The sequence below is a fragment of the Gordonia aichiensis NBRC 108223 genome, from assembly GCF_000332975.1.
In the GTDB taxonomy this organism is placed as follows: Bacteria; Actinomycetota; Actinomycetes; order Mycobacteriales; family Mycobacteriaceae; genus Gordonia; species Gordonia aichiensis.
This window is the reverse complement of sequence record NZ_BANR01000001.1, coordinates 73292-96268: the sequence shown is the minus strand read 5'-3', so window position 1 is coordinate 96268 and position 22977 is coordinate 73292. Positions and strand designations below refer to the sequence as shown.

At 64.4% G+C, this 22977-nt stretch carries 21 protein-coding genes; 9 read left to right on the top strand and 12 right to left on the bottom strand.

Annotated features, from left to right (window positions below):
* Positions 1-56: 56 nt before the first annotated feature.
* From GOACH_RS00450 to GOACH_RS00430, 5 genes are all read left to right on the top strand, one after another.
* Entirely contained in the window at positions 57-446 is a 390-nt protein-coding gene (locus tag GOACH_RS00450; protein WP_005169002.1) for a winged helix-turn-helix transcriptional regulator, read from the top strand.
* 547 nt (positions 447-993) lie between these two features.
* Complete coding sequence (locus tag GOACH_RS23665) at positions 994-1638, top strand: hypothetical protein (protein ID WP_157227402.1); 645 nt, start codon at positions 994-996, stop codon at positions 1636-1638.
* Between the two features lie 108 nt (positions 1639-1746).
* Entirely contained in the window at positions 1747-2784 is a 1038-nt protein-coding gene (locus GOACH_RS00440; protein ID WP_005168998.1) for a tocopherol cyclase family protein, read from the top strand.
* A 132-nt stretch (positions 2785-2916) separates the two neighbouring features.
* A complete protein-coding gene (locus GOACH_RS00435) occupies positions 2917-4641 on the top strand; it encodes a PQQ-binding-like beta-propeller repeat protein (protein ID WP_005168995.1) in 1725 nt (574 codons plus the stop codon).
* The gene (locus tag GOACH_RS00430; protein WP_005168992.1) at positions 4638-6218 is read left to right on the top strand and encodes a hypothetical protein; all 1581 of its coding nucleotides are present in this window, start codon (positions 4638-4640) and stop codon (positions 6216-6218) included. The genes GOACH_RS00435 and GOACH_RS00430 overlap by 4 nt, the downstream gene beginning before the upstream one ends.
* On the opposite strand, the gene GOACH_RS00425 is transcribed toward GOACH_RS00430, so the two are convergent.
* From GOACH_RS00425 to GOACH_RS00400, 6 genes are all read right to left on the bottom strand, one after another.
* Entirely contained in the window at positions 6215-7852 is a 1638-nt protein-coding gene (locus GOACH_RS00425; RefSeq protein ID WP_005168989.1) for a long-chain-fatty-acid--CoA ligase, read from the bottom strand. The two genes, GOACH_RS00430 and GOACH_RS00425, sit on opposite strands and share 4 nt — an antisense overlap.
* Positions 7849-8994: an NAD(P)-dependent alcohol dehydrogenase gene (locus GOACH_RS00420; protein ID WP_005168986.1), complete on the bottom strand. Its 1146-nt coding sequence runs from the start codon at positions 8992-8994 to the stop codon at positions 7849-7851. Before GOACH_RS00420 ends, GOACH_RS00425 begins: the two co-directional genes overlap by 4 nt.
* Positions 8994-10502 carry an aldehyde dehydrogenase family protein gene (locus GOACH_RS00415; RefSeq protein ID WP_005168983.1) on the bottom strand — a complete coding sequence of 503 codons (1509 nt, stop codon included), beginning with the start codon at positions 10500-10502 and terminating at the stop codon, positions 8994-8996. The genes GOACH_RS00420 and GOACH_RS00415 overlap by 1 nt, the downstream gene beginning before the upstream one ends.
* 29 nt (positions 10503-10531) lie before the next feature.
* A complete protein-coding gene (locus GOACH_RS00410; protein ID WP_005168980.1) occupies positions 10532-10936 on the bottom strand; it encodes an SCP2 sterol-binding domain-containing protein in 405 nt (134 codons plus the stop codon).
* A gap of 125 nt (positions 10937-11061) precedes the next feature.
* Entirely contained in the window at positions 11062-11769 is a 708-nt protein-coding gene (locus tag GOACH_RS00405) for a TetR/AcrR family transcriptional regulator (RefSeq protein WP_157227400.1), read from the bottom strand.
* 118 nt (positions 11770-11887) lie between these two features.
* Positions 11888-12598, bottom strand: a complete 711-nt coding sequence (locus GOACH_RS00400) for an IclR family transcriptional regulator (RefSeq protein ID WP_005168972.1) — start codon at positions 12596-12598, stop codon at positions 11888-11890.
* A 40-nt stretch (positions 12599-12638) separates the two neighbouring features.
* Here GOACH_RS00400 and GOACH_RS00395 point away from each other — a divergent pair, with 40 nt between their 5' ends.
* A complete protein-coding gene (locus tag GOACH_RS00395) occupies positions 12639-14033 on the top strand; it encodes a CoA transferase (RefSeq protein WP_005168968.1) in 1395 nt (464 codons plus the stop codon).
* 35 nt (positions 14034-14068) lie between these two features.
* Here the strand turns inward: GOACH_RS00395 and GOACH_RS00390 are convergent, their stop codons facing one another.
* Both GOACH_RS00390 and GOACH_RS00385 read right to left on the bottom strand, forming a co-directional pair.
* Positions 14069-15199, bottom strand: coding sequence for a putative endonuclease domain-containing protein (locus GOACH_RS00390; protein WP_005168964.1), 1131 nt, complete (start codon positions 15197-15199; stop codon positions 14069-14071).
* A gap of 39 nt (positions 15200-15238) precedes the next feature.
* Positions 15239-16699, bottom strand: a complete 1461-nt coding sequence (locus GOACH_RS00385; protein WP_005168962.1) for an MFS transporter — start codon at positions 16697-16699, stop codon at positions 15239-15241.
* A gap of 160 nt (positions 16700-16859) precedes the next feature.
* Here GOACH_RS00385 and GOACH_RS00380 point away from each other — a divergent pair, with 160 nt between their 5' ends.
* From GOACH_RS00380 to GOACH_RS00370, 3 genes are read left to right on the top strand one after another with little or no spacing between them, the layout of a single operon-like run.
* The gene (locus tag GOACH_RS00380) at positions 16860-17930 is read left to right on the top strand and encodes a serine hydrolase (RefSeq protein WP_005168960.1); all 1071 of its coding nucleotides are present in this window, start codon (positions 16860-16862) and stop codon (positions 17928-17930) included.
* Positions 17927-18418 carry an ArsR/SmtB family transcription factor gene (locus GOACH_RS00375; RefSeq protein WP_005168956.1) on the top strand — a complete coding sequence of 164 codons (492 nt, stop codon included), beginning with the start codon at positions 17927-17929 and terminating at the stop codon, positions 18416-18418. Before GOACH_RS00380 ends, GOACH_RS00375 begins: the two co-directional genes overlap by 4 nt.
* Positions 18419-18461: 43 nt before the next feature.
* Positions 18462-19466, top strand: a complete 1005-nt coding sequence (locus tag GOACH_RS00370) for an acrylyl-CoA reductase family protein (protein WP_005168953.1) — start codon at positions 18462-18464, stop codon at positions 19464-19466.
* 19 nt (positions 19467-19485) lie between these two features.
* Here GOACH_RS00370 and GOACH_RS23660 read toward each other — a convergent pair whose 3' ends face one another.
* The 4 genes from GOACH_RS23660 to GOACH_RS00355 form a co-directional block, all read right to left on the bottom strand.
* Positions 19486-19623, bottom strand: a complete 138-nt coding sequence (locus GOACH_RS23660) for a hypothetical protein (protein ID WP_157227399.1) — start codon at positions 19621-19623, stop codon at positions 19486-19488.
* A 298-nt stretch (positions 19624-19921) separates the two neighbouring features.
* On the bottom strand, positions 19922-20446 hold the full coding sequence (locus GOACH_RS00365) for a DsbA family protein (protein ID WP_005168951.1): 525 nt from the start codon (positions 20444-20446) through the stop codon (positions 19922-19924).
* A gap of 10 nt (positions 20447-20456) precedes the next feature.
* Positions 20457-20951 (bottom strand): redoxin domain-containing protein, encoded by a 495-nt coding sequence (locus GOACH_RS00360; RefSeq protein ID WP_040517288.1) that lies wholly within the window; start codon positions 20949-20951, stop codon positions 20457-20459.
* A 151-nt stretch (positions 20952-21102) separates the two neighbouring features.
* Entirely contained in the window at positions 21103-22905 is a 1803-nt protein-coding gene (locus GOACH_RS00355; RefSeq protein WP_005168945.1) for an N-acyl-D-amino-acid deacylase family protein, read from the bottom strand.
* Between the last annotated feature and the right edge of the window lie 72 nt (positions 22906-22977).

Below are 22977 nucleotides of genomic sequence, written 5' to 3'. Positions count from 1 at the left end.
TCCATAAGGTACCGTTTGGTCTACTAGCTGTTCACAGGAGTGGAGGCGGTCAGGCGATGCCAAGTGACGAGCGCGAGGTTATCCGCGACTCCGTGCGCCGGGCGTTTGATGTGTGTCCTGTCGAGGTCAGTATCGCGGTGCTCGGCGGCGCATGGAAAATGACGATCGTCAAGAATCTCCTGGGCGGTCCAGTGCGGTACGGCGAACTACGACGCGCGGTCGGTCCGGTGACCCCGCGCGTACTTACTCGTCAGCTACGCGAACTCGAATGCGACGACATCGTGCAACGACAGGCTTATCCCGAGGTCCCCCCGCGCGTGGAGTATTCGTTAACAGAGTTGGGATACGCGCTAGCACCGTTCGTAAGAACCCTCAACGAGTGGGGCACGAAATACGCCGTCGAGGTCATCGAGCCCAAGAAGCGGCGCCTACCGACAACCGACTAGCAATACCGAATCCGGTAGTGGCGCGGAGTCTCCTGTCAGACCCGGGATCTAGTATTCAGCCGAGTTCTCGATCCATGATAGGCAGCCGTCGATGGAAGGTTCGTCCATGACCGCAGGAGCAAGACCTTCACTCCGCGTGTGTGCGCTCGGAGCGCTTACACTGTGCATCATCCTCGTCGGTTGCTCCACCTCCCGTACCGGCGAGGCCGTCGGAACCAAATCCACTGTTACCGAACAAGTCACCGCAACCCCCGCCTCGCCATCGACGGAACAGTCGTGCGCCGCGGCTCCCGCTGTCTTGTCCGGTGGAGTGTTTCCCGAGCGCAGCAGCAATGCGAACATCAGAGACTTCTACGCTCATGTCGACCCTCAGCCGAAATCTACGAACTACACCGGATGCACGCAAGGCCTTTCCTACGCCGTCGTCACGGGTTCCAACGGTACGAAAGACCAACCCGGAGGGACCGGGTCGTCGATGTTCGAGGCCCTCGTCGTATTCGTCCACGGTGAGGTGTCTCGTGCGGTTACGCCCTATGTGATGCATAGCGTGACAATCGAATCCGCTTCTGCGCAGAAGATCGTGGCGAGCTTCGATTCCCGCTACAACGGCAACCACCCGGCGGAGAACACCACTGTCACCATCACGCTCGACGGCGACGACGCGAGCGTCTCACCCGGTCTCTCGAATACGTACGGGGACCGGCTTTACATCGACCTGGCATCAGCTCCGACGAACAGCGGGACGGCCAAGGGTCCGCACGGCGATGACGCCACGTACTCGCTGCGGCCGAGCACTGACTTCACCGGCGGCGGAGGCGCCACGTATTCGTTCGCCACGCCATCAGGCAATATCAACTGCTTCGTCAATTCCGACTCGCTGCTGTGCGAGACCAGATTCAGCGTGACGCTCGGTTCTGACCGAACGTGTCACATACCCGCATTCGAGGGACACGAGAACTCCGCCGACATCTTCGGCTGGGTCAACTACGACAAGCCCGCGTGCGGGTCAGTCATTCAAGGCAATTACCGTGACGGGCGAGCAGTCCTCCAGTACGGCGAGGCGGTTGCGTTTCAGCCGAGATCGAATCTCAAGATCGTCTGCTACTCACGCAGCGTGGGTATCGCCTGCGAGAACCCAGAAGGTTACGGCTTCTCTCTCGCCCGCGAAGGATTCACTTTCTATCATGTCTAAGGTGGAAAGCCCTTCCGCGAGGCCAACGCGGAAATCCGACCCGAAGCCTCAGCCGGGCGCTGCCGGTGCGCGGTAGCCTGCCTCTACCAGCGGCACGAGGAGTGGCACATGTCCCGACTGAGCACTCGCTATCGCGCCAGCGGCGCCGACCTCCCCTTCGGCGATCCGCTGGCAGGGCACGGCGTGGCGATGGAGGGATACTTCTGGCGTTTCACTCAACCCGACCGTGGACGCACATTGATCGCGCTATGCGGGGTGAACACTGCGCCCGACGGCGACCACTGGGTGACCATAGGGCTTGCCTCCCAACCAAATCGGTTCTTACGCACGACCGCACATCCAGGCGGTCACGACAATCCGCATAGCCTAAAGGTCAGCGTCGACTCCGCGTTCCGCGCCGACGTGGCCGACGTTCGCCTCGACCTCGGCTCGGACGCGCGTCTCGACGTTCACGTCGACGATCCCGTGCCGTGGCCGCGTCGCGTCTACGGCGCCTCCGGACCATTCCACTCCATTCCCGGACTGAACCAGTACTGGTCTCCGTGGCTGCTGGGCGGTCGGGCCAGCGGTACGGCAACTGTGGGCGATGAGACGTGGGATCTCGACGGCGCCCAAGTGTACGCCGAAAAGAACTGGGGCCGCGAGGGTTTCCCGGAAAGCTGGTGGTGGGGTCAGGCCCAGGGATTCGCCGAACCTGAGGCGTGCGTGGCCTTTGCAGGCGGAACCGTCCGGGCGGGGCCAGTGCACACCGAGGTCACGGTCATCGTGGTCCTACTGCCCGACGGTCGTCTGGTGCGTGTCGGCGACCCGCTGATCTCACCAGTACACGCAGATGTCAACGACGAAACGTGGTCACTGCACAGCACCGGCCGTCGGTACGTCGTTCACGTCGAAGGGTCTGGACGTTTGGGCGATGCGCACGTCTTGCCGGTGCCTCTCCCCAGCGAGCGACGCAACATTCCCGGCGCGATCGAGCATCTCGGCGCGCACATGACCGTCGAGGTTCGACGACACGACGGCGAGACCGTCTGGGCAGGCGAATCCACCCTGGCGGCACTGGAACACGGCGGCATCGCCCGAGCGCAAGCGGAGGTACTGCGCCGCGGCGGCACAGCGAGCGACACCGGCGCTCCCCCGATCCCCTGAATCCGCGGACCCGCCCCGCGTTCACACCCGAACGCATCCACCCCGGCTGCACAGGCCGATCTGCTTCGAGCCGTCGCTCGCGCGAATGAGGACGTCGACTCACTCGTTTACCCGATAGGTAGCATCCCCGGCGTGCGCAGAGCCCCCGACCCGGACGCCCGAGAAGTCACAGCGTCAGCCGCTGAACAGCCAGAGGGCCCGACCAAGCACCGCGGTTGGGTCGACTGGGTGGTCACCGGCCTTGGCCTCGGTGCACTGCTCGGAGCGTCCGCCGTCGCCCTGATGGTGATCCTGTTCGGTACCAAGAACCTGGTGGACAGCTCGACGACGGGCGGCAAGGTCCGCTTCAGCGACATCCGGCTCCCCGTCAACATGGCGACGATGGTGCTGTCTCTGGTCGTTATCGCGCTGACGGTCGTAGCCGTACTCACACGTTCGCAAACTCTTCGGTATGCCGCGAAACTCGTGTGCCTCGTGGCGCTGCTCTGCCAGGCCATCGTGGGCCTGTTCTACTTCACTCACGCGCCGTCGATGAACGACGCGGACATCCACGGCACCGGCTACGGCGGCACACTCGCCGCATTCTGGGTGGCACTCGTCGGGTTTCTTCTTCTGCCCTTCGGCCTCGCAGGGCGCGCACCCCGCAGGTCGACGACGCGCGGAATCACCCTGACCGCAGTGATCGCACTCGCCGCAGCGGCAACCGCGACAGCGGTCTTCGCGCCGCCGACCGCCAGTGCCGACGATCAGATGATCGAGATCGATCTCGGTGACCGCCATCAGGTGTCGACGCCTCCTCCCACTGCTGTCGTCGGTGAGCCGCGTCAGCTCGCCGACGGCGTCGTGGCCGCATACCCGGTGGGTCCAGGCTTCGTGACGGTCGACAAGGCCGGACTTTACAACTCCCCGAGCAGTCTGACGATGTACAACGGCGACGACCTCACCACCAGATGGAACCTGCGAGTGGTCGGCAATCCTTCCCCTTCGATACGCGTCCACGTCATCACCGCCAAGGGAATCGTTGCGGTCACCGTCGGCGGATTCCCCGGAGGGACGAGAACATTCGGTATCGACGCGACAACCGGCGAGAGAATATGGAAGAACTCGACAACGTTGTCGCTTCCACAAACGAACTCGGATCGCGACGTCGCGGGTGGCCCACAGGTTCATCACCTCCTGGAGGCAACGGACGACAGCACCGTTCGCGAGTACGACCCCACGTCCGGCCAACTGCGCTGGAGCCACGACGCGGGAACGACGTGCAGCATCGACGACGTCAGAGATCTGGACGACACCGTCGAGCTCACGCTCACCTGCCCCGACGGCAGTCACACCCGCGTACTCGACGCGGACACCGGCGCAGTGCTCCCGAGCCGCGCGGAGCGCGATGCACGCGACCCCGACCGACCACCGCTACCAGAGGGATATCACTACGTCACCGACCAGCAGGCTCACTACCCCGCCGCTATCGCCGACGCCACCGGCAAGCATGTCGTGGAGTTAACTGACAAACGAATCATCAACTGCGACAACACCTCTAAGAACTGCATCGCAGAACCGGTCGACCGTGCGGAAATCGAACTCATCTCGCTCGCCGCACCCACCACTCCTCTGCGAATTCCGGTTGAGGGCAGCTACTCCTCCTCGCTCTTCCTGCACGATCAACTCCTGATCGCCACTCTTTCCTGGGACGGGAGTCAGCCGCGCTCGGCATCCACGGGACAGATCACCACGGTCGACCTGCACACGGGCACCCATGAGAGCCGACCCGGCCGGGCAGAGTCGATAGAGCCCTTCCCAGGCGGTGTCGTCATGGGCTTCGACGACACCATCTCAACGATGCGAGGTACCCGATGACCGCTCAGAATAATCGCGACGACGCGGTGACGGCGTCGGAAGCCGCACAACCGACGGACGAATCGACTCCGTCACCGACACAGGACGCACCAGTCGAGTCGAACGTCGTCAGTGCGCCGGTGCTCGTCGGCTTCTCGATGTCGCTCGCACTGCTCGCAATTGCTTTCGGGGTGACCTCGCTGATACTCCGCACCGATCTCCACCTCGCCGGTGTGCCGGGTGCGATCGCACGGGCGCTCGCATTCGGCGCTCTCATCGCTGGTGCTCTCGCAGTGCTCGCGCTGGCGGTCCGCCGACGAGCGTGGACCGCGGAATGGTGGTCGGCGAGCCTGCCGCCGGTCGCGATCACGGCCGTGATCGCGGTGATTGCCTGCGTTGTCGCAGGATCGAAGAACCGGGACGTCTCAAGACTTTTCGACAGCCATGGTGCGTTCGTCTACGCGATCGTCGCGGCTGTGTGTGGTTCGGTCGCACTGTGCACAGTCGCTGCACTGCCCATCTCCGCACCACGTCGGGCCCGGACCAGCGCTGTCGTCGCTCTTCTCGTCATCGCGCTCGTCGTGCCGTCGACGATCACCCTCGCACGCTCGTACGCGAATCCATGGCGACCGCACCTCGCCGCGGCCGAGCCGACGGCGCCACTGCCGACCGATGTCACCGAAGTCGCCTACCGCACAAGGCTGAATGGCGACGGCCGAGACCCACTCGCTCGCGCAGGCGACGGATTCGTGGCGGTCCACGACAACACGGTGACCGCCTACGACGGGCGCACCGGATCACCCCGATGGTCGTTCGATTTCGCTGATCTCACCGTCGATGACCAGAACGGGCGTCAGGTCACGTTCACCGTCGAACCCGACGGAACCGTGTCGGCGCGCCGCGCGAACATCACCGTCGGACTCGACCCTGTCACCGGCGAGATCCGTTCGCGCTCTGTCGACGACGAGAGCCGTTCGGATCAGTCCGACGAGGACTGCTCTGGTGTAGAAACACACGCAGCACAGGCGACGTGTCTCGACGGACAGCTCGAGCTGACCGATCGTACGACGGGTGCACCCATTCGTCTGCAGTCCAACCTGCCGTCAGGCAACGTCGTCGACGTTGCCGCGGTCTCCGTGGATGAGTTCGCGGTTCTCGTCGCGCCGACGAGCCCAGCCGACTCAGCACACGTCGTCGTGATCAACGATCGCGGGCAGCAGGTCGACTCCGCACCCGTCCCCGGCAGCGTCGGGCAGCTCGCACGCGGCCCGCGCGGCACGGTCGTTCTCATCCCCACAGACGTGTCGGCCGATTCGGTATTCGTGCGCTCATACGCACAGCGTCACACGGTGGAAGTGCCTGCTTATCCCGCACGACAGCCAGGTGACTTCGCACTCGTCGGTGACCACATCGTCGCCACGCTCGACGGGCACAGCCTCTCGAGAGTCAACCCGCTCACCGGCGCTGTGCAAGCCATCGACGTCACGACCTGCACCGGTTCCCGTCAGTACATCCGCCAGGTGCTGACCGTGCCCGGTGCCGTCATCGCAGTATGCGAACTGTCGTCCGGGACATTTGACATCATCGGCTTCCGTTAACTGCTCGACATGATCGTCACGTGTGCAGCGTCCGCCCCCTCCCAGAATTCCTTGCGGATCTCGCGTTTGAGGATCTTGCCGGTCGAGTTGCGCGGCAGATCGGGGACGATGTCGACCGACTTGGGCACCTTGTATCCGGCGAGCCGGGCGCGGCAGTGGGCGACCAGTTCATCCTCGGTGACCTCGGCGCCGGGGCTCAACACGATCACCGCTTTCACGGACTCACCCCACTTCGTGTCGGGCACACCGATCACCGCAACATCGGCGACGGCGTCGTGTTCGATCACGACACGTTCGACCTCGACGGGATAGACGTTCTCGCCGCCGGTGATGATCATGTCCTTGACCCGGTCGGAGATGAACAGGTAACCGTCGGCATCCATGTGCCCGGCGTCCCCGGTACGCAACCAGTCGTCACCGACGAGTGTCTCCGCGGTCTCCTGTGGCTTGTCCCAGTAGCCGAGCATGTGCTGCTCTGACTGTGTCCAGAACTCGCCAACCTCACCGGGAGCCACCGTCTTTCCCTCTGGGTCAACAACTTTGACGGTGACTCCGGGAAGCGGTCGACCCGCGGAGACGAGCCGTTCAGGATGTTCGACGTCGCGATGGTCCGCGGGGTCGAGCACGCAGAACACACCGGACATCTCTGTCATGCCGTACACCTGGTAGAAGTCGACACCGGGCCATGTCTTCAGGCATGCGCGGATCGTCGGCAACGGCATGGGCGAGCCGCCGTAACCGAAGCATCTCACCGTCGAGTAGTCGCGCTCGGCTACCTGTGGATCGGCAAGCAGAAAGCCGTATACCGCCGGGACGAAGAAGGCGTGCGTGACGGCGCGCGCGACGATCTCGTCGAGTATCGCTGCCGGTATCGTTTCGCGAACGATCACCGTCTGGGCACCCACGGACATGGCGGCGAGCGCCCAGGACGAGCCGCCGACATGGAACAGCGGCATCGCGACCATGTTCACGGAGTCGCCGGTGAAGTGGAACCCGGCTACTGCGGCCGCGCTGTGGGCTCCGAGACTGTGGTGAGTGAGCATGGCGCCCTTGGGATGCCCCGTGGTGCCGGAGGTGTAGAGCTGCAGGAAGGCAGTTTCGGGATCGAACGGTACGGCCTCGAACGGGGCGGCGGCGTCGGCCAGCCATCGCTCGTACTCGTCGTCGGGTCCACCACTGACGATCACCCGCGTCACCGTCGGCAGTTCGTCGCGCAACGCGGCGATGACGTCGACGAACTCCGCTCCCACGATGACGATCGACGCCTTGGCGTCATTGATGATGTAGGCGACCTCGGCAGGCGAGAGTCGGAAGTTGATGACGGCATTGGCCGCACCCGTCAGCGAAGCCGCCATCGTCGTCTCCAGACAGGCGATGGAGTTCTTGTCCAGGAATGCGATTCGGTCGTTCGGGCCGATTCCTGCAGCGGCCTGAGCGGTCGCGTTGCGCCCGATGCGCTCGCGGAACTCGCGCCAGGTGAACTGTCGCTCGCCGTAGATCACCGCGACGTCGTCGGGCTTGCGCGCAACCCAGCGATCGACGGTCTCGATGATCGGTTGCACGCCACCGTCTCCGATACCGCCCAGAAGCGCGGTATCGACACCGTTGCTGATTTCGGAGTCCTGTGCGGTCATGAACGAGTGTCCTCCTCGTCTGAAGTTGATGGCACCAGAACCGGTTTGATCGATGTGCCCGCGCGCAGATCCGACAGAGCTGTCGCGATGTCGTCGAAACGGTAGGTGGTGATCAGCGTGTCGAAGGGAAACTTCCCCTCCCGCCAGAGCCCGATCAATTCGGGTATGAATCGATGCGGGTCGGCGTCACCTTCGATGACGCCGGTGAGGGTCCGACCCAGCAACAGATGACCTTGGTCGATGGTGATCTCGTTCTCCAGCTTCTGCAGCCCGAGCGTCGCGCACGACCCGGGCGACCGAAGCGACTCGAGGGCTTGGCGCACAACGAGTCCCGACCCCACCGCATCGACTGTGAAGTCGAGTCCGCCGGTCAGTTCCATGATCTCCCAGACGACGTCGTCGGTCGCCGTGGGATCGAACGTGTGAGTCGCACCGAGTTTCCGGGCGACCTCCAGTCTTTCCGTGTTCGGATCGACGGCGATGATGGGATCGCACCCCGCCGCCTTTGCTGCCATGACCGCAGACAGCCCGACCGTACCGATCCCCCAGATACCGATGCTCTGGCCCTCACATGGGCGGTGCACGTTGAGCACAGCACCTGCGCCGGTCAGCAACCCGCACCCGAGTGGTCCTAGAATCTCGATCGGAAGATCGTCGTCCACCTTCACGGCATTTCGAGCGCTGGCGACCGCGTGGGTGGCGAATGACGACTGCCCGAACCAGCTTCCGTGGATATCCTCCTCACCACTGCGCAGGGTCGCACTGCCATCGAGCCGGGTCCCGAAGTAGTTGAGCGCGGCGAACAGCTCGCAATACGCGGGGTGCCCTGATCGACAGCTGGCACACTCACGACAGTGATCGAATGTGAGCACCACCCTGTCGCCGACCGCGAGATCGACGACGTCGCTGCCGACGGCCTCGATCACCCCGGACCCCTCATGTCCGACGACGAAAGGTGTTGGTAGTGGCACTGTCCCGTCGATCGCAGTGAGATCGGTATGGCAGATCCCCACTCCCGCAACAGCAACGAGGACCTCGTCCGGTTCCAGGTCGGTTGGGACGACCTCTTCGACGGCCGGCGCGACGTCGTAATCGTGGAACACGGCTGCGCGCATCGGCCCGGCCTGCACGGTTGTCGACATCAGTCCCCCTCGGGCACGACGAGGTCGTACACCTTGCTCTCGATCCGGCGAGCGAGATCGACGTGGATGAACTTCTCCTCGGTGTACTCGTCGAGTGCGTGCGGTCCGAGTTCACGGCCGTTGCCGCTCTGCTTGTATCCCCCGAACGGATACAGCGCGTTCACCATGTGCCAGTCGTTGATCCAGACCGTGCCCGATTCGATCTGCGCCGCCACGTCGAGTGCGGCGTCGATGTCCTCACTCCACACGCCTGCCGACAAGCCGTACTCGCTGTCGTTGGCGATCTCGATGGCCTCGTCAACCGTTCGGTACTTGATGACAACCAGTACCGGCCCGAAGACCTCTTCCTGCGCGATGGTCATCGAATTGTCGACATCGGTGAAAATCGTGGGGCCGAACCAGTTTCCGGCGTCGAACCCTTCACCGGTCAGGCGAGTGCCGCCATAGACCAGCGTTGCGCCCTCTTTCTTGCCCAACTCGATGTAGTGCTCGATGCGCTGACGCTGCTCAGCCGAGATGATCGGCCCCATGTCGGTGTCGAAATCGTCTGGATCGCCGACGCGAATAGCTGCGGCACGCTCGACAAGCCTCGCGACGAACTCATCGTGCAACGACTCGGGCAACAGTAGCCGCGTCCCCGACTCGCAGGCCTGGCCCTGATAGAGACAGAAGGCGAACAGCGCAGCGTCGACTGCCTGTGACATATCGGCGTCGGGCAGGATGATGTTGGCACCCTTGCCACCTAGCTCGAGCGTGACCTTCTTGATGTTGGCTGCCGAAAGTTCCGTGATGGTCCGGCCCACCGCAGTCGAGCCGGTGAATGCGACCTTGCGGACGTCCGGATGAGCCGCCAACCGCGCGCCGACCACCTCCCCGGGACCGGTCACGACGTTGAACACACCTGCCGGGACTCCCGCATCGTGCGCTGCGCGTGCCATCTCCAGCAGCGTCAGCGGAGTCTTCTCGTCCGGCTTGAGCACGATGGTGTTACCGGCGGCGAGTGCCGGTCCGAACTTCCAGACGGCGAGCAGCATCGGGAAGTTCCACGGCACGATCCCCGCGACGACGCCGAACGGTTCGCGCCGCACGAGCCCGGCGGCGACGGTCGGGTAACCCAGCATCGGTCCGCTTCGGCTGAACTCATACGTGGCCGCGAGATCGGCGAAGTACTGCAGGTGCGAGATGGCATATCCGACGTGAAATGCCATGGCCTGTCTGCGCGTCACCCCGTTCTCGGCGACATGAAGATCGACGAACTCGTCCATCCGCTCGTTGAGGATCTCGACCCACCGCGTCATGATCTTGGCACGTTCTTCGGGCGGAGTGTTTCGCCATTCACCGTCACGGTGCGCGCGCAGTGCGGCAGCGACAGCGCGATCGGCGTCGTCGGCGTCACCGTGGGCTACGGTCGCGACCAGTGCATCCGACGCCGGGTTGGTGACGTCGATCGTGGTGGACGAGTCCACCCAGGCACCGTCGATGTACATCTGATAATGCGGAGGCGTCATCACGCGCAATCCTCTCTCGGCCGGGGTTCTCAGGCGTTCTCGGAGTCCTTCGCGGACACCAGGTCTCGATAAATTGGGAACACAGGCTTGGCGGCCGGGATCAGCTTGAGAATCTTCGAGACGGGCCCCTTGGCCTTCACCTGCCCCTTGGCCAGCCCGACGGCGACGTTGTACTCGCCTCGCCAGAACTTGTTGCCGTTGTCGGCCGACATCGACATCCGCACATCGGGAGTCAATTCGCTATCGCCCTCGATGACTTCGATGGCCGGCTCTTTCAAGACGACGGTGATCGACGAATCGGGCGCCGAATAGTCAAGCCGCAGAACGATGTCGGCGGCTCGCAGCGTCGAACCGACGCCGTCGGTGTCGTTGGCCTGACGAAACACGCCGCCCAGATACTTGTACACCTCTGATGCGTCAGCGAAGTAGCTCATCGTTGATCCCTCTCCTAGCGATTACCGCCGTTCAGTGTGTGACGACTATCTCACTGACCGTACGTACAGTCAAGGGTCACAGCGCGACTCGACAGACCCGCTTTCTGGATATGAGAAAACCGCTCTCAGCAGGGCGTAGCGCCTCCGTCGAGGACCTCGTACACCACCGCACGGACACGGCCGGCCGGATCAATCACGGCATCGATGCCCTCGCTGGACAGCATTAAGCCTCGAAGGATCAGCAGGACGTACGTGGCGGCGACGTCGTCGTTGGACTGCGAACCGGCAGGGTTGAACCACGTCCACATCCACTGCGTACCGCCAAAGATCTGCAACGCCAGGATCGACGAGTTGCCGTCGTGAAATACTCCCGTGCTCATCCCCTCGTCGAGGATCGATTTGACGAGATCCCGGTATTCATGGCGGAGGTCGCGGGATCGTCGCATCGACGGCGCATCGTTGAAGCGCACGATTTCACGCTGGAACGCGACCGTTTCAGTTCGCCCATACGTCTGATACATCGTGAACGCCCAGACGAGACCCGCGAGACGTTCCTCGACAGCGTCGAGGCGAGCGACAATGTCCTGCGCCTCGCCGAGCCGCCTCTCCATATACCGCTCGTGGGCGTCAGCGAACAGCCGCTCCTTGGTGCCGAAGTGGTGGACGATGGTGCCCTTGCTGATGCCTAATTCGTCGGCGATCGACCCAAAATTGGTGCCGTCATATCCCGACTCCGCCACGTGGCGAATGAATGCGTCCCGAATCTCGTCACGGCTACTCGGGCGCGCGTTCGCTGTCGAGCGCCGTTTGCTCGTCGAAACCGATTCCGTCACCACCTCAGTGTGCCCTCCCCCGGCGCCACGCGACCAGCCGCGTCAACGCAGCCCACATGTGTGTCGTATCGAAAGAGTTGGGTGCTACAGCACCCACATCCTTACATTCGGCACACGTCTACAGCCCCCACTGGCCCGCGAGCCACTCCCGCGCCCGCCGAGCGGCCCTGTCCACGGCGCGCCCAGAGTCGGTTCGAGAACCCACCACCACGACGACGCCCACCAGCAGCCCGCGCTCGAAGACCGGAACACCCCCGGCGCGGATCTCGGGATCGGCGAGTCCGTCGCTGATCGCATAGCCGCGACGTCGAATCGCGGCGACCTCGCGCTGGAAGCCAGCGGCGCCGGCCGGCCCGGCGTGAATCGCCAACAACCGGTCGCGCTCGCCGTCGTCGGCGAAAGCAAGGAACGCACGTCCGGCCGCTGTGCGAAGAAGGGGCCGCGGTCGGTGCTCCCCGACCACCGCCGCCGCATAGTCAGACACCTCGCCGACGCTCCCGAGATACACGACGTCGGAGCCGACGAGCACCGCAAGCGCCACCGGCAGACCGGTGAACTGCGCCAGCGCCGCAAGTCCATCCGATTCGATCGGCGGCGCATCGGCGCGGGCCGCGATCAGTCGCAACGTCATCAACCGCGGGCCCAGACGGTACCTCCGATCGGCTCGAACCAGGTAGCCACACGCCACCAGGTCATCGAGCAGATCCGACGTCGACGACACGGGTGCGCCGACAGATCGAGCAATCACGCTCAGTGACAAAGGAGTTGACGCACGCGCAACCTCTTCCAGCACTCGGTCGGCTCGCACGACGGCGCGTTGTCCACCCACGTCGATATCTTACGTATATTCGGAAGATCACCGGCCGCGCATGGTCGACGCGAAGAGTGAAGCCATGCCAATCACCTCGCCGCCCGTCTCCGACATCGTCGACGGCCTGACCGCACTCACCGGAACCGCCGTCGGACCGACGCGTATCAGCGGAGCCGACCCGATCACCCCGTCTCCACACCGCATCGGCGACGCCTCGGCTGCGGCCATCGCTGCTTTCGGGGCTCAGATCGCAGCGCTTGGCGACAGCTCAGTTGTGTCCGTGAGCGTCGCCGACGCCGTAGATCAACTCCGTGCCGCGTACCTCACGACCATCAACGGACAGCCGACACGACTGATCGCCGAGGACCCGACGGCGCTGCGCAACAACGACTTCTATCGCACCGCCGACGGTTGGACGTTCTTGATCACCACCTTTCCGCACCAACGCGATGCCGTGTGCGCCGTCCTGGACTGTCCGCCGACAAAGGAGCGGATCGCGCAGGCCGCTCTCACATGGAATTCCGTTGCCCTCGAAGAGGCCGTGGTTGCGGCGGGCGGCGTTGCGGCCGCTGCAAGAACCGCGCAGCAGTGGGCCGGGTCGCCGGTCGGTATCGACGTCGCACGACGACCGGTCATCGACCTGGAACGCATTGACGACGCCGAGCCCGAATCCCTCACCGCACCACGAGAATGGCCGCCGCTGACTGGCGTTCGAGTTGTGGATATGACTCACGTGATCGCCGGCCCCGTGAGCACCGAACTGCTGGCAACGTTCGGAGCCGACGTCGTGCACGTCACCCGACCCGACCTCGTCGACCCCCACCCCATGCCGGCACTCACCGGCGGCGGAAAACGTAACGCCTACTGCGATGTTCGCGACCCGGATCAGTTGGCCGCACTCACCGGCCTGATCGCTGACGCCGACGTCTTCGTGAACGCCTACCGCGGCCTGCAGCGTCACGGCCTCGATGCCGAGCACCTCGCGCAGCGACGACCGGGCATCATCGTCGTCGAATACCACTGCTGGGGCTCCGACGGACCGTGGGGAGATCGCGGCGGATTCGATCAACTAGCCTGTTCAGCAACCGGTTTCAGCCTGGAGGAGGGGCTCGGAGGACCGCCGAAATTACCGCCGACACATCTGCTCAACGACTATCTGGCCGCCTACCTCGGTGCCACGGGAATCGTTGCCGCACTGCGCCGCCGACAGTCCGAGGGCGGTTCCTGGCGGGTCCGGATCAACCTAGCGCGCGTCTGCACCTGGGTGCACTCTCTCGGGCTTTCGGGCGCCGCCCCCGACACCGACTGGGGCACGAGGTCGATCGATCTGACGACAGTCGACGGTCCGTTCGGGCGTATCGACGAACCGGTCATCCCCATCTTTTTCGACGGCAAACCCACGCCGCATCCACTACCGGCTCGACCATTGGGAACGTCGCCGCTGACGTGGTGATGTGTTGCGAAGGCACCCGCTGCCGTATCCATGAGTCACATATCGACTCCTGGGTACGGCGCTTCCGGGCAGTCCGGACACCGACTGAGTGTTCCCGGCCACCCCGCCTTCCCCAGTGCGCGTGCGATCTTGGCCGCTGTCGCACACGGCCGGTCGTAGACCTGGCCCCACCCCAGGCGCACCGTCTTCTGATCGGCATCCACCGCGGCGTCAAGATCGCGCTCGAGGTCGCGGTCGCGAGCCTGCGGCCCATCGTGCCCCAGGCGCCCGTCCAGTTCGACGATGAGCCCGAAGTCCTCGTACTCGACATCGCGAAACCCTTTTCGCCCCACAGCGGTCGGCGCCTGCCGCACGGGTGCCGGAAGCCCGTGCGCACGTTCGATCTTCGTCAGGTAACCGTGCTCGAGAACCGAGCACGTACCGTCGCGTACGTCGCGCAGGACGCCAACGACGTACTCGCGCGATGGCATCCGTGGGCGCCTCTGCAGTGCACCAAGCAGCCTGTCGGCAGTGGTTCTACGCGCTGAGACGACGTCGGCGAGGCAGGCGATCAGGCTCGTCGTCGACGACGCGTCGGCCGCGACGTCCAGCACAGCCTCCTCCAGTCGAACCCGCGGAGGCCGCAAGTGCCAGGCAACTCGCTCGTCGAGACGGGTTCCGTAATGGACGACGACGCCGGGACGTCGACGCACCCGGCGTTTCCGATCGACGACGATGTGGATGGGTTCCGCACCGATCGCATCGCCGACCGCGATCGCCGAGCGGTGACTCAGCGCCGCAGGGTGGGCGTCGAGAACTGCGACCCACGCGCGCTCCGAAGCGGTCAGGGGCCCGGTGTGGTTGACGTAGATGCCGGCCGACACCGCTACCCACTCCCTGCGGCGCACCTTGCGTCGAATGTACGGCGCCGAGAATCCCGCCTCGATGACCTGGCGACGCGCGATCACGCCGTCCTGTTCGTCGAGTACTGCGTCAATGAGTTCTGCGTCAATGAGTTCTGGGTCGATACGTTCTGGGTCGATACGTTCTGGCGATGGCCGTGGTGTCGGCAGGGTGGTCATGGACAGCAGTGTGGGCTCCCGGAGCCTCTGTACGACGCCGCGCTCCGCAATCTGTGGACACACTCGGACCGGTTCACAAACAGTGCCGTACCCAGGTGCCACCACCTGACACCTGGGTACGGCACTACTGAGGCACGACGAAACCTAGTGCGCTTCCTCAGTGCTCCGCGAGTTGGTCAGCGCCAGCGCACCCCCGCCTGCAACGAGTCCGACGACCACGGCCAGCACCGCGTAAGCAATGCGCTCTCCGTGATAGAAGGTCTCGGTGAACGCGCCGGTCCACACGCCCGAGGGCAACTGGGTGGCGACCAGTGCGGCGAGAAAGGTCCCGATGACGGCGGTGCCGATGCTCGTGCCGAGTTCCTGGGCGGTGTCGTTGAGCGCGGTGCCCATCGACGTCCGGTTCTCCGGCACCGAATCGACGAGCGCGACGGCGCAGATCGTCATGACCGTCCGTAGCCCGATGGTCATCACGACCATCGAGATCGCGATGGCGAGGTAGCCGTGTTCGACGCCCCACGCCATCCCGACCAGTGAACCCGCGAGTGCCATCGCGCCGATGAAGCAGGCGATCCGGTGACCGAAGCGCGCGGCGAGCCGTTCCGAGAGCGGGGAGGCCAGCAGCATCGTGGCAATCATCGGCAGGTTGGCCAATCCTGCCTTCATCGGACTCCACCCGTAGGCGTATTGGAAGTGCAGGATGAGGCCGAACATGACGGCTGCCATCGCGATCGACGTCCCGATCTGTGCGACGGCGGCCCCGCTGACCGTGCCCCGCCCGAACAGGTGGAGATCGAGCATCGGAGAGGCTGCACGCCGCTCGTAGACGACGAATCCGACCGCTGCGACAACGGCACCGACGATCGCCGCAACGGTCAGCGCCGAATTCCACCCGTGATCGACGCCACTGGTCAGCGACCAGCAGCCGAGTCCTATCGCGGCGATGCTGAGCAGCGCTCCGGGAAGATCGAGCTTGTCGTCGGTCAGGTCCTCACGCCGGTCCGACGCGACGCCGAACCAGATGCCGATACCTGCGATCAGTGCGATCGGCGCGTTGACGACGAGCAGCCACTCCCAGCGAACGTGGGCGAGTGCGGTGCCGCCGAGGATAGGGCCGAGCACGAACCCGGCCATGCCGACGACGATCATCACGGTCATCGCCCGCATGCGCAGCGTCTTGTCGTCGAAGAGCCGGAAGACCAGCGAGTTGGTGATCGGCGCCATCATCGCGGCTGCCACCCCGAGCGCCGCACGGAGTCCGATGAGCTCGCCGGTACTGGTCACGAACACCACGAGCAGACTCAACAGCCCGAAGGCGGCGAGACCGACCATCAGCACGCGTCTGCGACCGAATCTGTCGGCGATCGATCCCGCGGTTAGCAGGAGCCCGCCGAACGTGAGCGAGTAGGCGCCGGTGATCCACTGCAGCGCAGTGGTGCTGCTGCCCAGATCACGGCCGATCGTGGGCAAAGCGATCGAGAGCAGGGTGTTGTCGACCATTTCGACGAAGAAGGCCAGGCAGAGTGCGGCCAGGGGAATGGCTGCCGCTGCCAGCGAGGTGTAGGTGCGCGACGAACTGGGCGTCGCAGCATCAGTGGTGGTCATGAGGGCACCTCCTATCGGTAGTCAGGATTTATTGACACCGACGCTATGGTCGCCCGCTTACACGACGCTGCCGTCGGCTGTCGTGGGTCTGTCGCGGACTGCCCGGCGCCTTGTTTGATAGTTTCGTAATTACGTACTTACGAACATCCGGGAGATCCTGATGCGCTTCGTTTCCTTGCTCGCCATCGCGTTCGCCGTGATCACGGGAGTCACGATTCCCGCGGAAGCACACGCCGTCCCAACCGCCTCATCCGCGCACTGCGCGGCGCCGAGAGCGGCCGATACCTCGTCCATACAGGGTTGGATCGGCTATCTCGCCTCGCACCCCGACGACTACGCACTGCGCGTCACACCGATCGACGGCGCGCCGATCTCGCACGACTCCGGTGCGGTGTTCCCCGCGGCGTCGTCGGTCAAGCTGATCCACCTCGCGGCCTACGCGAGCGCCGTCGCCGACGGCCGTCTCAACCCGGAGGCTCGCGTCAGCGTCAACGAGTGGCAGCGCTGGTACCTCGCACTCGACGGTGGCGCTCACGCGCGTGCACTCGCCTACCTGAAGATCCCCGCCGTCGACGGCATCCCCGTCGACGGCACACGCACGGTCACCTACGAGCAGCTCGCTGACGTCATGATCCGATTCTCCGATTCCGCGGCGCCAGACCTGCTGCGCAACACGTTGGGAGACAACTCTTTACGCTCGGTGATGGATCGCTTCGGGTTCTCCGACGACGTCCCGAGCTTGCTCGGCGCCTACCTCGCCACCATTGACCCGACGTTGCAGCGACCAGACGATGCGTTCCGTGCCGCTCAGCGCTATCACGACGATCCCGCGTATGCCGCCGCGATACGCGCCCGCGTGGCGACCGGCGACCCAGAAGCGGCGCGGGCGAATGCACTGTTGCAGGCCACGCCGAATGCTCTCCACTCCCTAATGACGGGCCTGGCCGACGGCTCGTTCGGACCGGGTGCCCCCCTCGCACGGCGCGTGCTCGAATACCAGGGGCCGTCCTCCGACGGTTCAATTCTCGGCTTCAAGGGCGGAAGCCTGCCGGGAGTGATCACCGAGGTCTTTGAATACCGCACCGCCGACGGCCGGATCGGCGTCGGCACCCTGATGGTGCGTGGTCTCTCCGATGCCGACACCAAAGCCGACAACTTCGCACACCAGAAGCTCCTGCTGGCAGCCATCACGGATCCGGCAGTTGCGCACGCGCTACGGTGCATTGCGTGACCAGTCAGTCGTCGGACGATCTCGAGGCACGCATCGCGCGGCTGGAGGCTGCGGTCTTCGCCTCGGGGCGACCCGACGACCACGCCGATTCCTCCGACGACGACGGTGCCGAACGCACGACGTCGGGGATACTCGAGTATTCCGGGGCCGTGGACTTCACGGGCCCGGTCACCTGGAACATCGCCTACTCCGCGGACGCCGCTGTCGACCTTGCACCAGAAGCACTTTCGTCGACGTTCGCCGCACTCGGCCACCCGGCACGCATCGAGATCGTCCGTCTGCTGGTCCGCGGTAACGCCTCGGTCACCGACCTCCAGGAGGCAGGCGACTTCGGTACGACCGGCCAGCTCTACCACCACCTGAAGATCCTCACGACGGCGTCGATCGTCACCAAGGTCGGACGTAACGACTACGGCATCGCCCCGACCCATCTCGTACCCGTACTCGTCAGCATGCTCGCCGCGGGCGACATCGCCGGACTGTTGTGACCTACGCTGAGATGCGACGCCCCTCGACGACCAGGAGAGCCCGATGACGCGCACCCTGCCCGATGAGTTCACCGTTCTGATGGCCCGCGAGGCCGGCGACTCGGTTGCGCTCACCAGCGAGCGACTCGCTGCAACCGACCTGCCCGACGGCGAGGTCACCATCGCCGTCGAGTACTCGGGCGTCAACTACAAAGATGCGCTGGCCGTGACACCGCGCGGTGGCGTGGTCCGCGACTACCCGATCGTCCCGGGCATCGACCTCGCGGGCGAGGTGATCGCATCATCGACACTCGACTTCGAGCCCGGCGATCGCGTTGTGGCACACGGTGGTCCGATCGGCACCGGCCAGCACGGCGGTTATGCCGCCTACGCCCGTGTCCCCGCAAGCCAGGTGGTCGCACTCGACACTCTCTCCACCCGCGAGGCCGCCGCGATCGGCACCGCTGGATTCACTGCAGCGATGAGCGTCGTCGCCCTGCTCGATCGTGGGCTGACACCCGACGACGGGCCTGTGGTCGTCACCGGCGCAAGTGGCGGTGTGGGCAGCGTCAGCGTCGACCTCCTCAGCAGCCTCGGCTTCTCCGTGACCGCATCGAGCGGAAAGACCGACGCCACAGGGTTATTGACCGAGCTCGGTGCAGCCGAGGTCGTCGGTCGACTCGTCGACGCCGACACCAGGATTCGTCCTCTGGGAAAGTCCCTGTGGGCTGGTGCGGTGGACTGTGTCGGGGGTAAGACACTCGCGTACGTTCTGTCGACAATGAACCACAGTGGGACCGTCGCTGCGAGCGGGCTGACCGGCGGCGCCGACCTGCCCACCACGGTCATGCCGTTCATCCTGCGCGGCGTGGCGCTGCTCGGTATCGACTCGGTACTGATCGGACCCGAACTCCGGCGCTCGATCTGGGCGCGACTCGAGACCGACCTGCGCCCTGCACATCTCGACAATCTAATCACCGAGATCGGCCTCGACGATCTGCCGTCGACACTCGAAGCCATTGGTGCAGGCGGGATCACGGGCCGCACCGTGGTGCGCATAAACGGTTAGACCGGGACGCGGGACACCGTCAGATCGCGTCGAGGACCGTCGTCGGCGCTTCCGACCACCCACCGCCCTGGGTGTTGGCGGCGTGGTGCGATCCGTACGTCACCACTCCGTAAGCGATTCCGGCGACGATGAGTGCACAGCAGACAGGGAGCGTCAACAGCTGTCGTCCGCGTGGAGGTCCCGGAGCCTGCTCCGACGCAGTGCCATCCGCGGAGCGTGAGCAACAACGCGAAGGACGCGCAGGCGCTGGCTAGGAACGATTCCGAGCACGCGAATATGCAGGAACTCTCTCCACCTGAACCGCGATGTGAAAAGGCAGCGGAAAGTCTCGAGACTCGTCGCGTAGAACCGTCCGATCGCTCGCGGCACGATCGGTGCGACGCGGCTACGCCACGGTGTATCCGGCTCGAAAAGCGCAGCGCAACCGTGGCCACGACCGCGTGAGCGGGAACGTATTACCTTCCGGCTGCGAAGATCTGTTCCAGAATGTCCGGTAACTCGGTGAAAGGCCCAGGAAAGAACTGCTCGTTGATGAAGAACGCGGGCGTGCCGTTCACACCGCTGCGCAGGCCGCTGTTGATATGTCCTTGGATTCGATCCGCGAACTCTCCGGAGTTCACCGCATTCTCCACGGCCCCCTGATCGAGACCCAGTTCGACCGCCAGTTCGCGATACACGCCGTCGCCGAGTCGGTTCTGGTTCTCGTACAGCCGATCATGCGCTTCCCAGAAACGACCCTGACTTCCGGCGTACTCGGCGAACTCCGCGGCGGTCAGCGCCTGCGGGTGGATCTCGGGAATGGGAAAGTTGCGGAAGCAGAAGCGAAGTGAGTCCGGGTACGTCTGCTGTATCTCTTTGACGATCGGATAGGCCTGCCCGCAGTAGGAGCACTCGTAGTCGCCGTACTCGACCAATGTGATTGCAGCGTCGTGGGGTCCCTGCGTGTAGTCGTCGGGTCCGACGGATGGGGTCAATGTCATCGTGGGCTCCTCACGCATTCTTCTTGAGCGCTTCGAGCGCGTCGAGCACTCCGTTGACACCAGGATTGATGGCCATCGGCGACAGATAGCTCCAGGCGATCACCCCGTCGGCGTCGACGACGAACAGTGCGCGCTTGGAACATCCCGCGGCCTCGTCATATGCGCCGTACGCTCGCGACACCTCACCCTTCGGGTTGTAGTCGGCGAGCAGATCGTAGCCGAGCTTGCGGGATTCCTTGAAGGCCTGGTGACTCCACGCGCTGTCGACCGAAATCCCAAGCAGCACCGCGCGATACTCCTGTAGGAGCGGCAGAGACTGGTTGAACACGGCCAGTTCGTCCCCGCACACCTGACTCCAGTCGGCGGGATAGAACACGAGCACCACCGGGTTGCCTCTCAGTTCGGACAAGCGCAGGGACTGATCCGGCGTCGCCTTGAGTGAGAAATCGGGGGCCGTGGTTCCGGCCTCCAGGATGCTGTCGGGTGCAGTTGCTGTGTCGGCCATGAATCGATGGTTGCACGACATCGGACCACATCGCACCCGAAAACACCACTAGTTGGGTACACCGTTTCCCGCTGGTCGAGATTTCCCTCCAATTGCATTCGGACCTATACGCAACGGTGACGTCGCGACGGTAGGGCACGACCCGAAGCCGTCAGCCCATGCGTATCAGCTCAGCGTCGGCGTGCGCGCTCGGTGCGGACACCGGCGGCGCGGCCCGGCCCGCGCGGAGGAAGCTGCCTGTCCTCATGGTCCCCACCGCCGACGAGAACCGGCCGTCGGCAAAGACGGTCCGTCCACTGACCATGACGGCGCGCACTGCGCCGTCGTTGCGATTGACCATGCGCGACATACCACCGAACTGCTCGATAGGTGCCTCCACATACGCCTCGAGTTGCTCGTCGAGATGCTCGGGATCGATCACCACGAGGTCGGCGCGGTCGCCGACACGGAGGTGCCCGGCGTCGATGTCGTAGAAGTCGGCCACCTCGCCCGTCAGGCGGTGAACTGCGTACTCGCTACTCATGAAAGGCTTTCCCGTCTGCTCGGCATCCCGAACGTGGCGTAACAGCCGCAGACCGCTGTTGTAGAAGGCCATGTTGCGCAGGTGGGCGCCGGCGTCGGAAAAGCCCATCTGCACCGTCGGCCACGTGGCGATCTTCTTGAGCATCTCCGGCCGGTGGTTGGAAATCGTCGTACGCCAACGCAGTTGTCTGCCATGCTCGACGACGAGGTCGAGGAAGGCGTCGACCGGATGCAGGCCACCACGATCGAGTCCCACCTGGCCGAACGACTTGCCTATCACGGTTTCGTCGGGACACGCGACGATCTCGGCGTCGAAGAAGTCGCGGTGCCACACCCTGATACCGAACTTCTGCTCGTAGTCTTTGCGGAACCACCGTCGATAGTCTTCGTCCTGAATCAGTGCGTCTCGTTCGATGTCGTCGCGCAAATGCAAAGCGGCTGCGCCCGAACCGAATTCCTCAAAGATCACCAAGTCGATGCCGTCGGCGTACACCTCGAACGGCACGGGTAGGTGCTGCCACCGGAAGTCTCCACCGAGTCGATTGATCAGCGCTGTCGGGTGATCCATCAGGAGCAGTGCTTTCTCGTTCGACTTCACATCGGCAGCCGAGAGGAGCGAGGTCTTCAGCACCGGACGCCCGAACCCGATCGACTGCACCATCTGCGAGACCAGGTTCAGGGGATTCTGAATGTCGGGACCCGACTGCAGCACCCGCCCGCTGTGACGCAGCATGCTCTTGAGTCTGCGGAGTTCTTTCGGCTTGGCGTAGGTCGACGGCAGAGTGCGCGATCGGCAGGTCACCCCGTCGAGCTTGTCGAACTTCAGCTGCTGCGACGAGAGTCCAACGAATCCCTCCACCAAGGCATCACCGAGCATCTCCTCCATCCGCGCCTGCTCGGCCCGGGACGGTCGCACGTCAGGACGTGTCGCCCGATCGAGCCCCATCACAGCCGTCCGCATGTCCGAGTGCCCGATGAAGGCTGCGAGATTCGCACCGAGCGGCAGACTCTCCAGTCGATCGACGTATTCCTTGGGTGACGTCCAGTCCTTGTGCTCATCCACCGCTGAGATGACGTGATCACGCGGAATCGCCTCGACACGCCCGAAAAGGTCGCCTGCCTCTTCGCCGTTGACATAGATCGTCGAGAGCGAACATGACCCGATGAACACGGTCGTCACCCCGTGCCGGAGCGACTCGGTCAGTTCCGGAGTATCGAGCACCTCGACGTCGTAGTGGGTGTGGATGTCGATCAGTCCCGGCGTCACCCATGCGCCCTCGGCATCGATGACCTGCGCGCCGCTGGTGTCGAGAGGCTCGGCGCTGATCTCTGCCACACGGCCGTCGCGGATGCCGACATCGCGTATCGCCGAGGCCGCCCCCGTCCCGTCGAACCACCGGCCACCCCGGACGACTGTGTCAAATGTGGGCATGGGACTCCCTTCGCACGCGGTCATAGTGGCACAGATCACAGTCAAAGTAGACACTTTTCCGAGAATGTATAG

What these genes read in the sequence shown, in the direction of transcription:
- GOACH_RS00450 (WP_005169002.1), top strand. Translation starts at nt 57, where the DNA reads ATGCCAAGTGACGAGCGCGAGGTTATCCGCGACTCCGTGCGCCGGGCG.
- GOACH_RS00440 (WP_005168998.1), top strand. Translation starts at nt 1,747, where the DNA reads ATGTCCCGACTGAGCACTCGCTATCGCGCCAGCGGCGCCGACCTCCCC.
- GOACH_RS00430 (WP_005168992.1), top strand. Translation starts at nt 4,638, where the DNA reads ATGACCGCTCAGAATAATCGCGACGACGCGGTGACGGCGTCGGAAGCC.
- GOACH_RS00425 (WP_005168989.1), bottom strand. Translation starts at nt 7,852, where the DNA reads ATGACCGCACAGGACTCCGAAATCAGCAACGGTGTCGATACCGCGCTT.
- GOACH_RS00420 (WP_005168986.1), bottom strand. Translation starts at nt 8,994, where the DNA reads ATGTCGACAACCGTGCAGGCCGGGCCGATGCGCGCAGCCGTGTTCCAC.
- GOACH_RS00415 (WP_005168983.1), bottom strand. Translation starts at nt 10,502, where the DNA reads ATGACGCCTCCGCATTATCAGATGTACATCGACGGTGCCTGGGTGGAC.
- GOACH_RS00410 (WP_005168980.1), bottom strand. Translation starts at nt 10,936, where the DNA reads ATGAGCTACTTCGCTGACGCATCAGAGGTGTACAAGTATCTGGGCGGC.
- GOACH_RS00395 (WP_005168968.1), top strand. Translation starts at nt 12,639, where the DNA reads ATGGTCGACGCGAAGAGTGAAGCCATGCCAATCACCTCGCCGCCCGTC.
- GOACH_RS00385 (WP_005168962.1), bottom strand. Translation starts at nt 16,699, where the DNA reads ATGACCACCACTGATGCTGCGACGCCCAGTTCGTCGCGCACCTACACC.
- GOACH_RS00380 (WP_005168960.1), top strand. Translation starts at nt 16,860, where the DNA reads ATGCGCTTCGTTTCCTTGCTCGCCATCGCGTTCGCCGTGATCACGGGA.
- GOACH_RS00370 (WP_005168953.1), top strand. Translation starts at nt 18,462, where the DNA reads ATGACGCGCACCCTGCCCGATGAGTTCACCGTTCTGATGGCCCGCGAG.
- GOACH_RS00365 (WP_005168951.1), bottom strand. Translation starts at nt 20,446, where the DNA reads ATGACATTGACCCCATCCGTCGGACCCGACGACTACACGCAGGGACCC.
- GOACH_RS00360 (WP_040517288.1), bottom strand. Translation starts at nt 20,951, where the DNA reads ATGGCCGACACAGCAACTGCACCCGACAGCATCCTGGAGGCCGGAACC.
- GOACH_RS00355 (WP_005168945.1), bottom strand. Translation starts at nt 22,905, where the DNA reads ATGCCCACATTTGACACAGTCGTCCGGGGTGGCCGGTGGTTCGACGGG.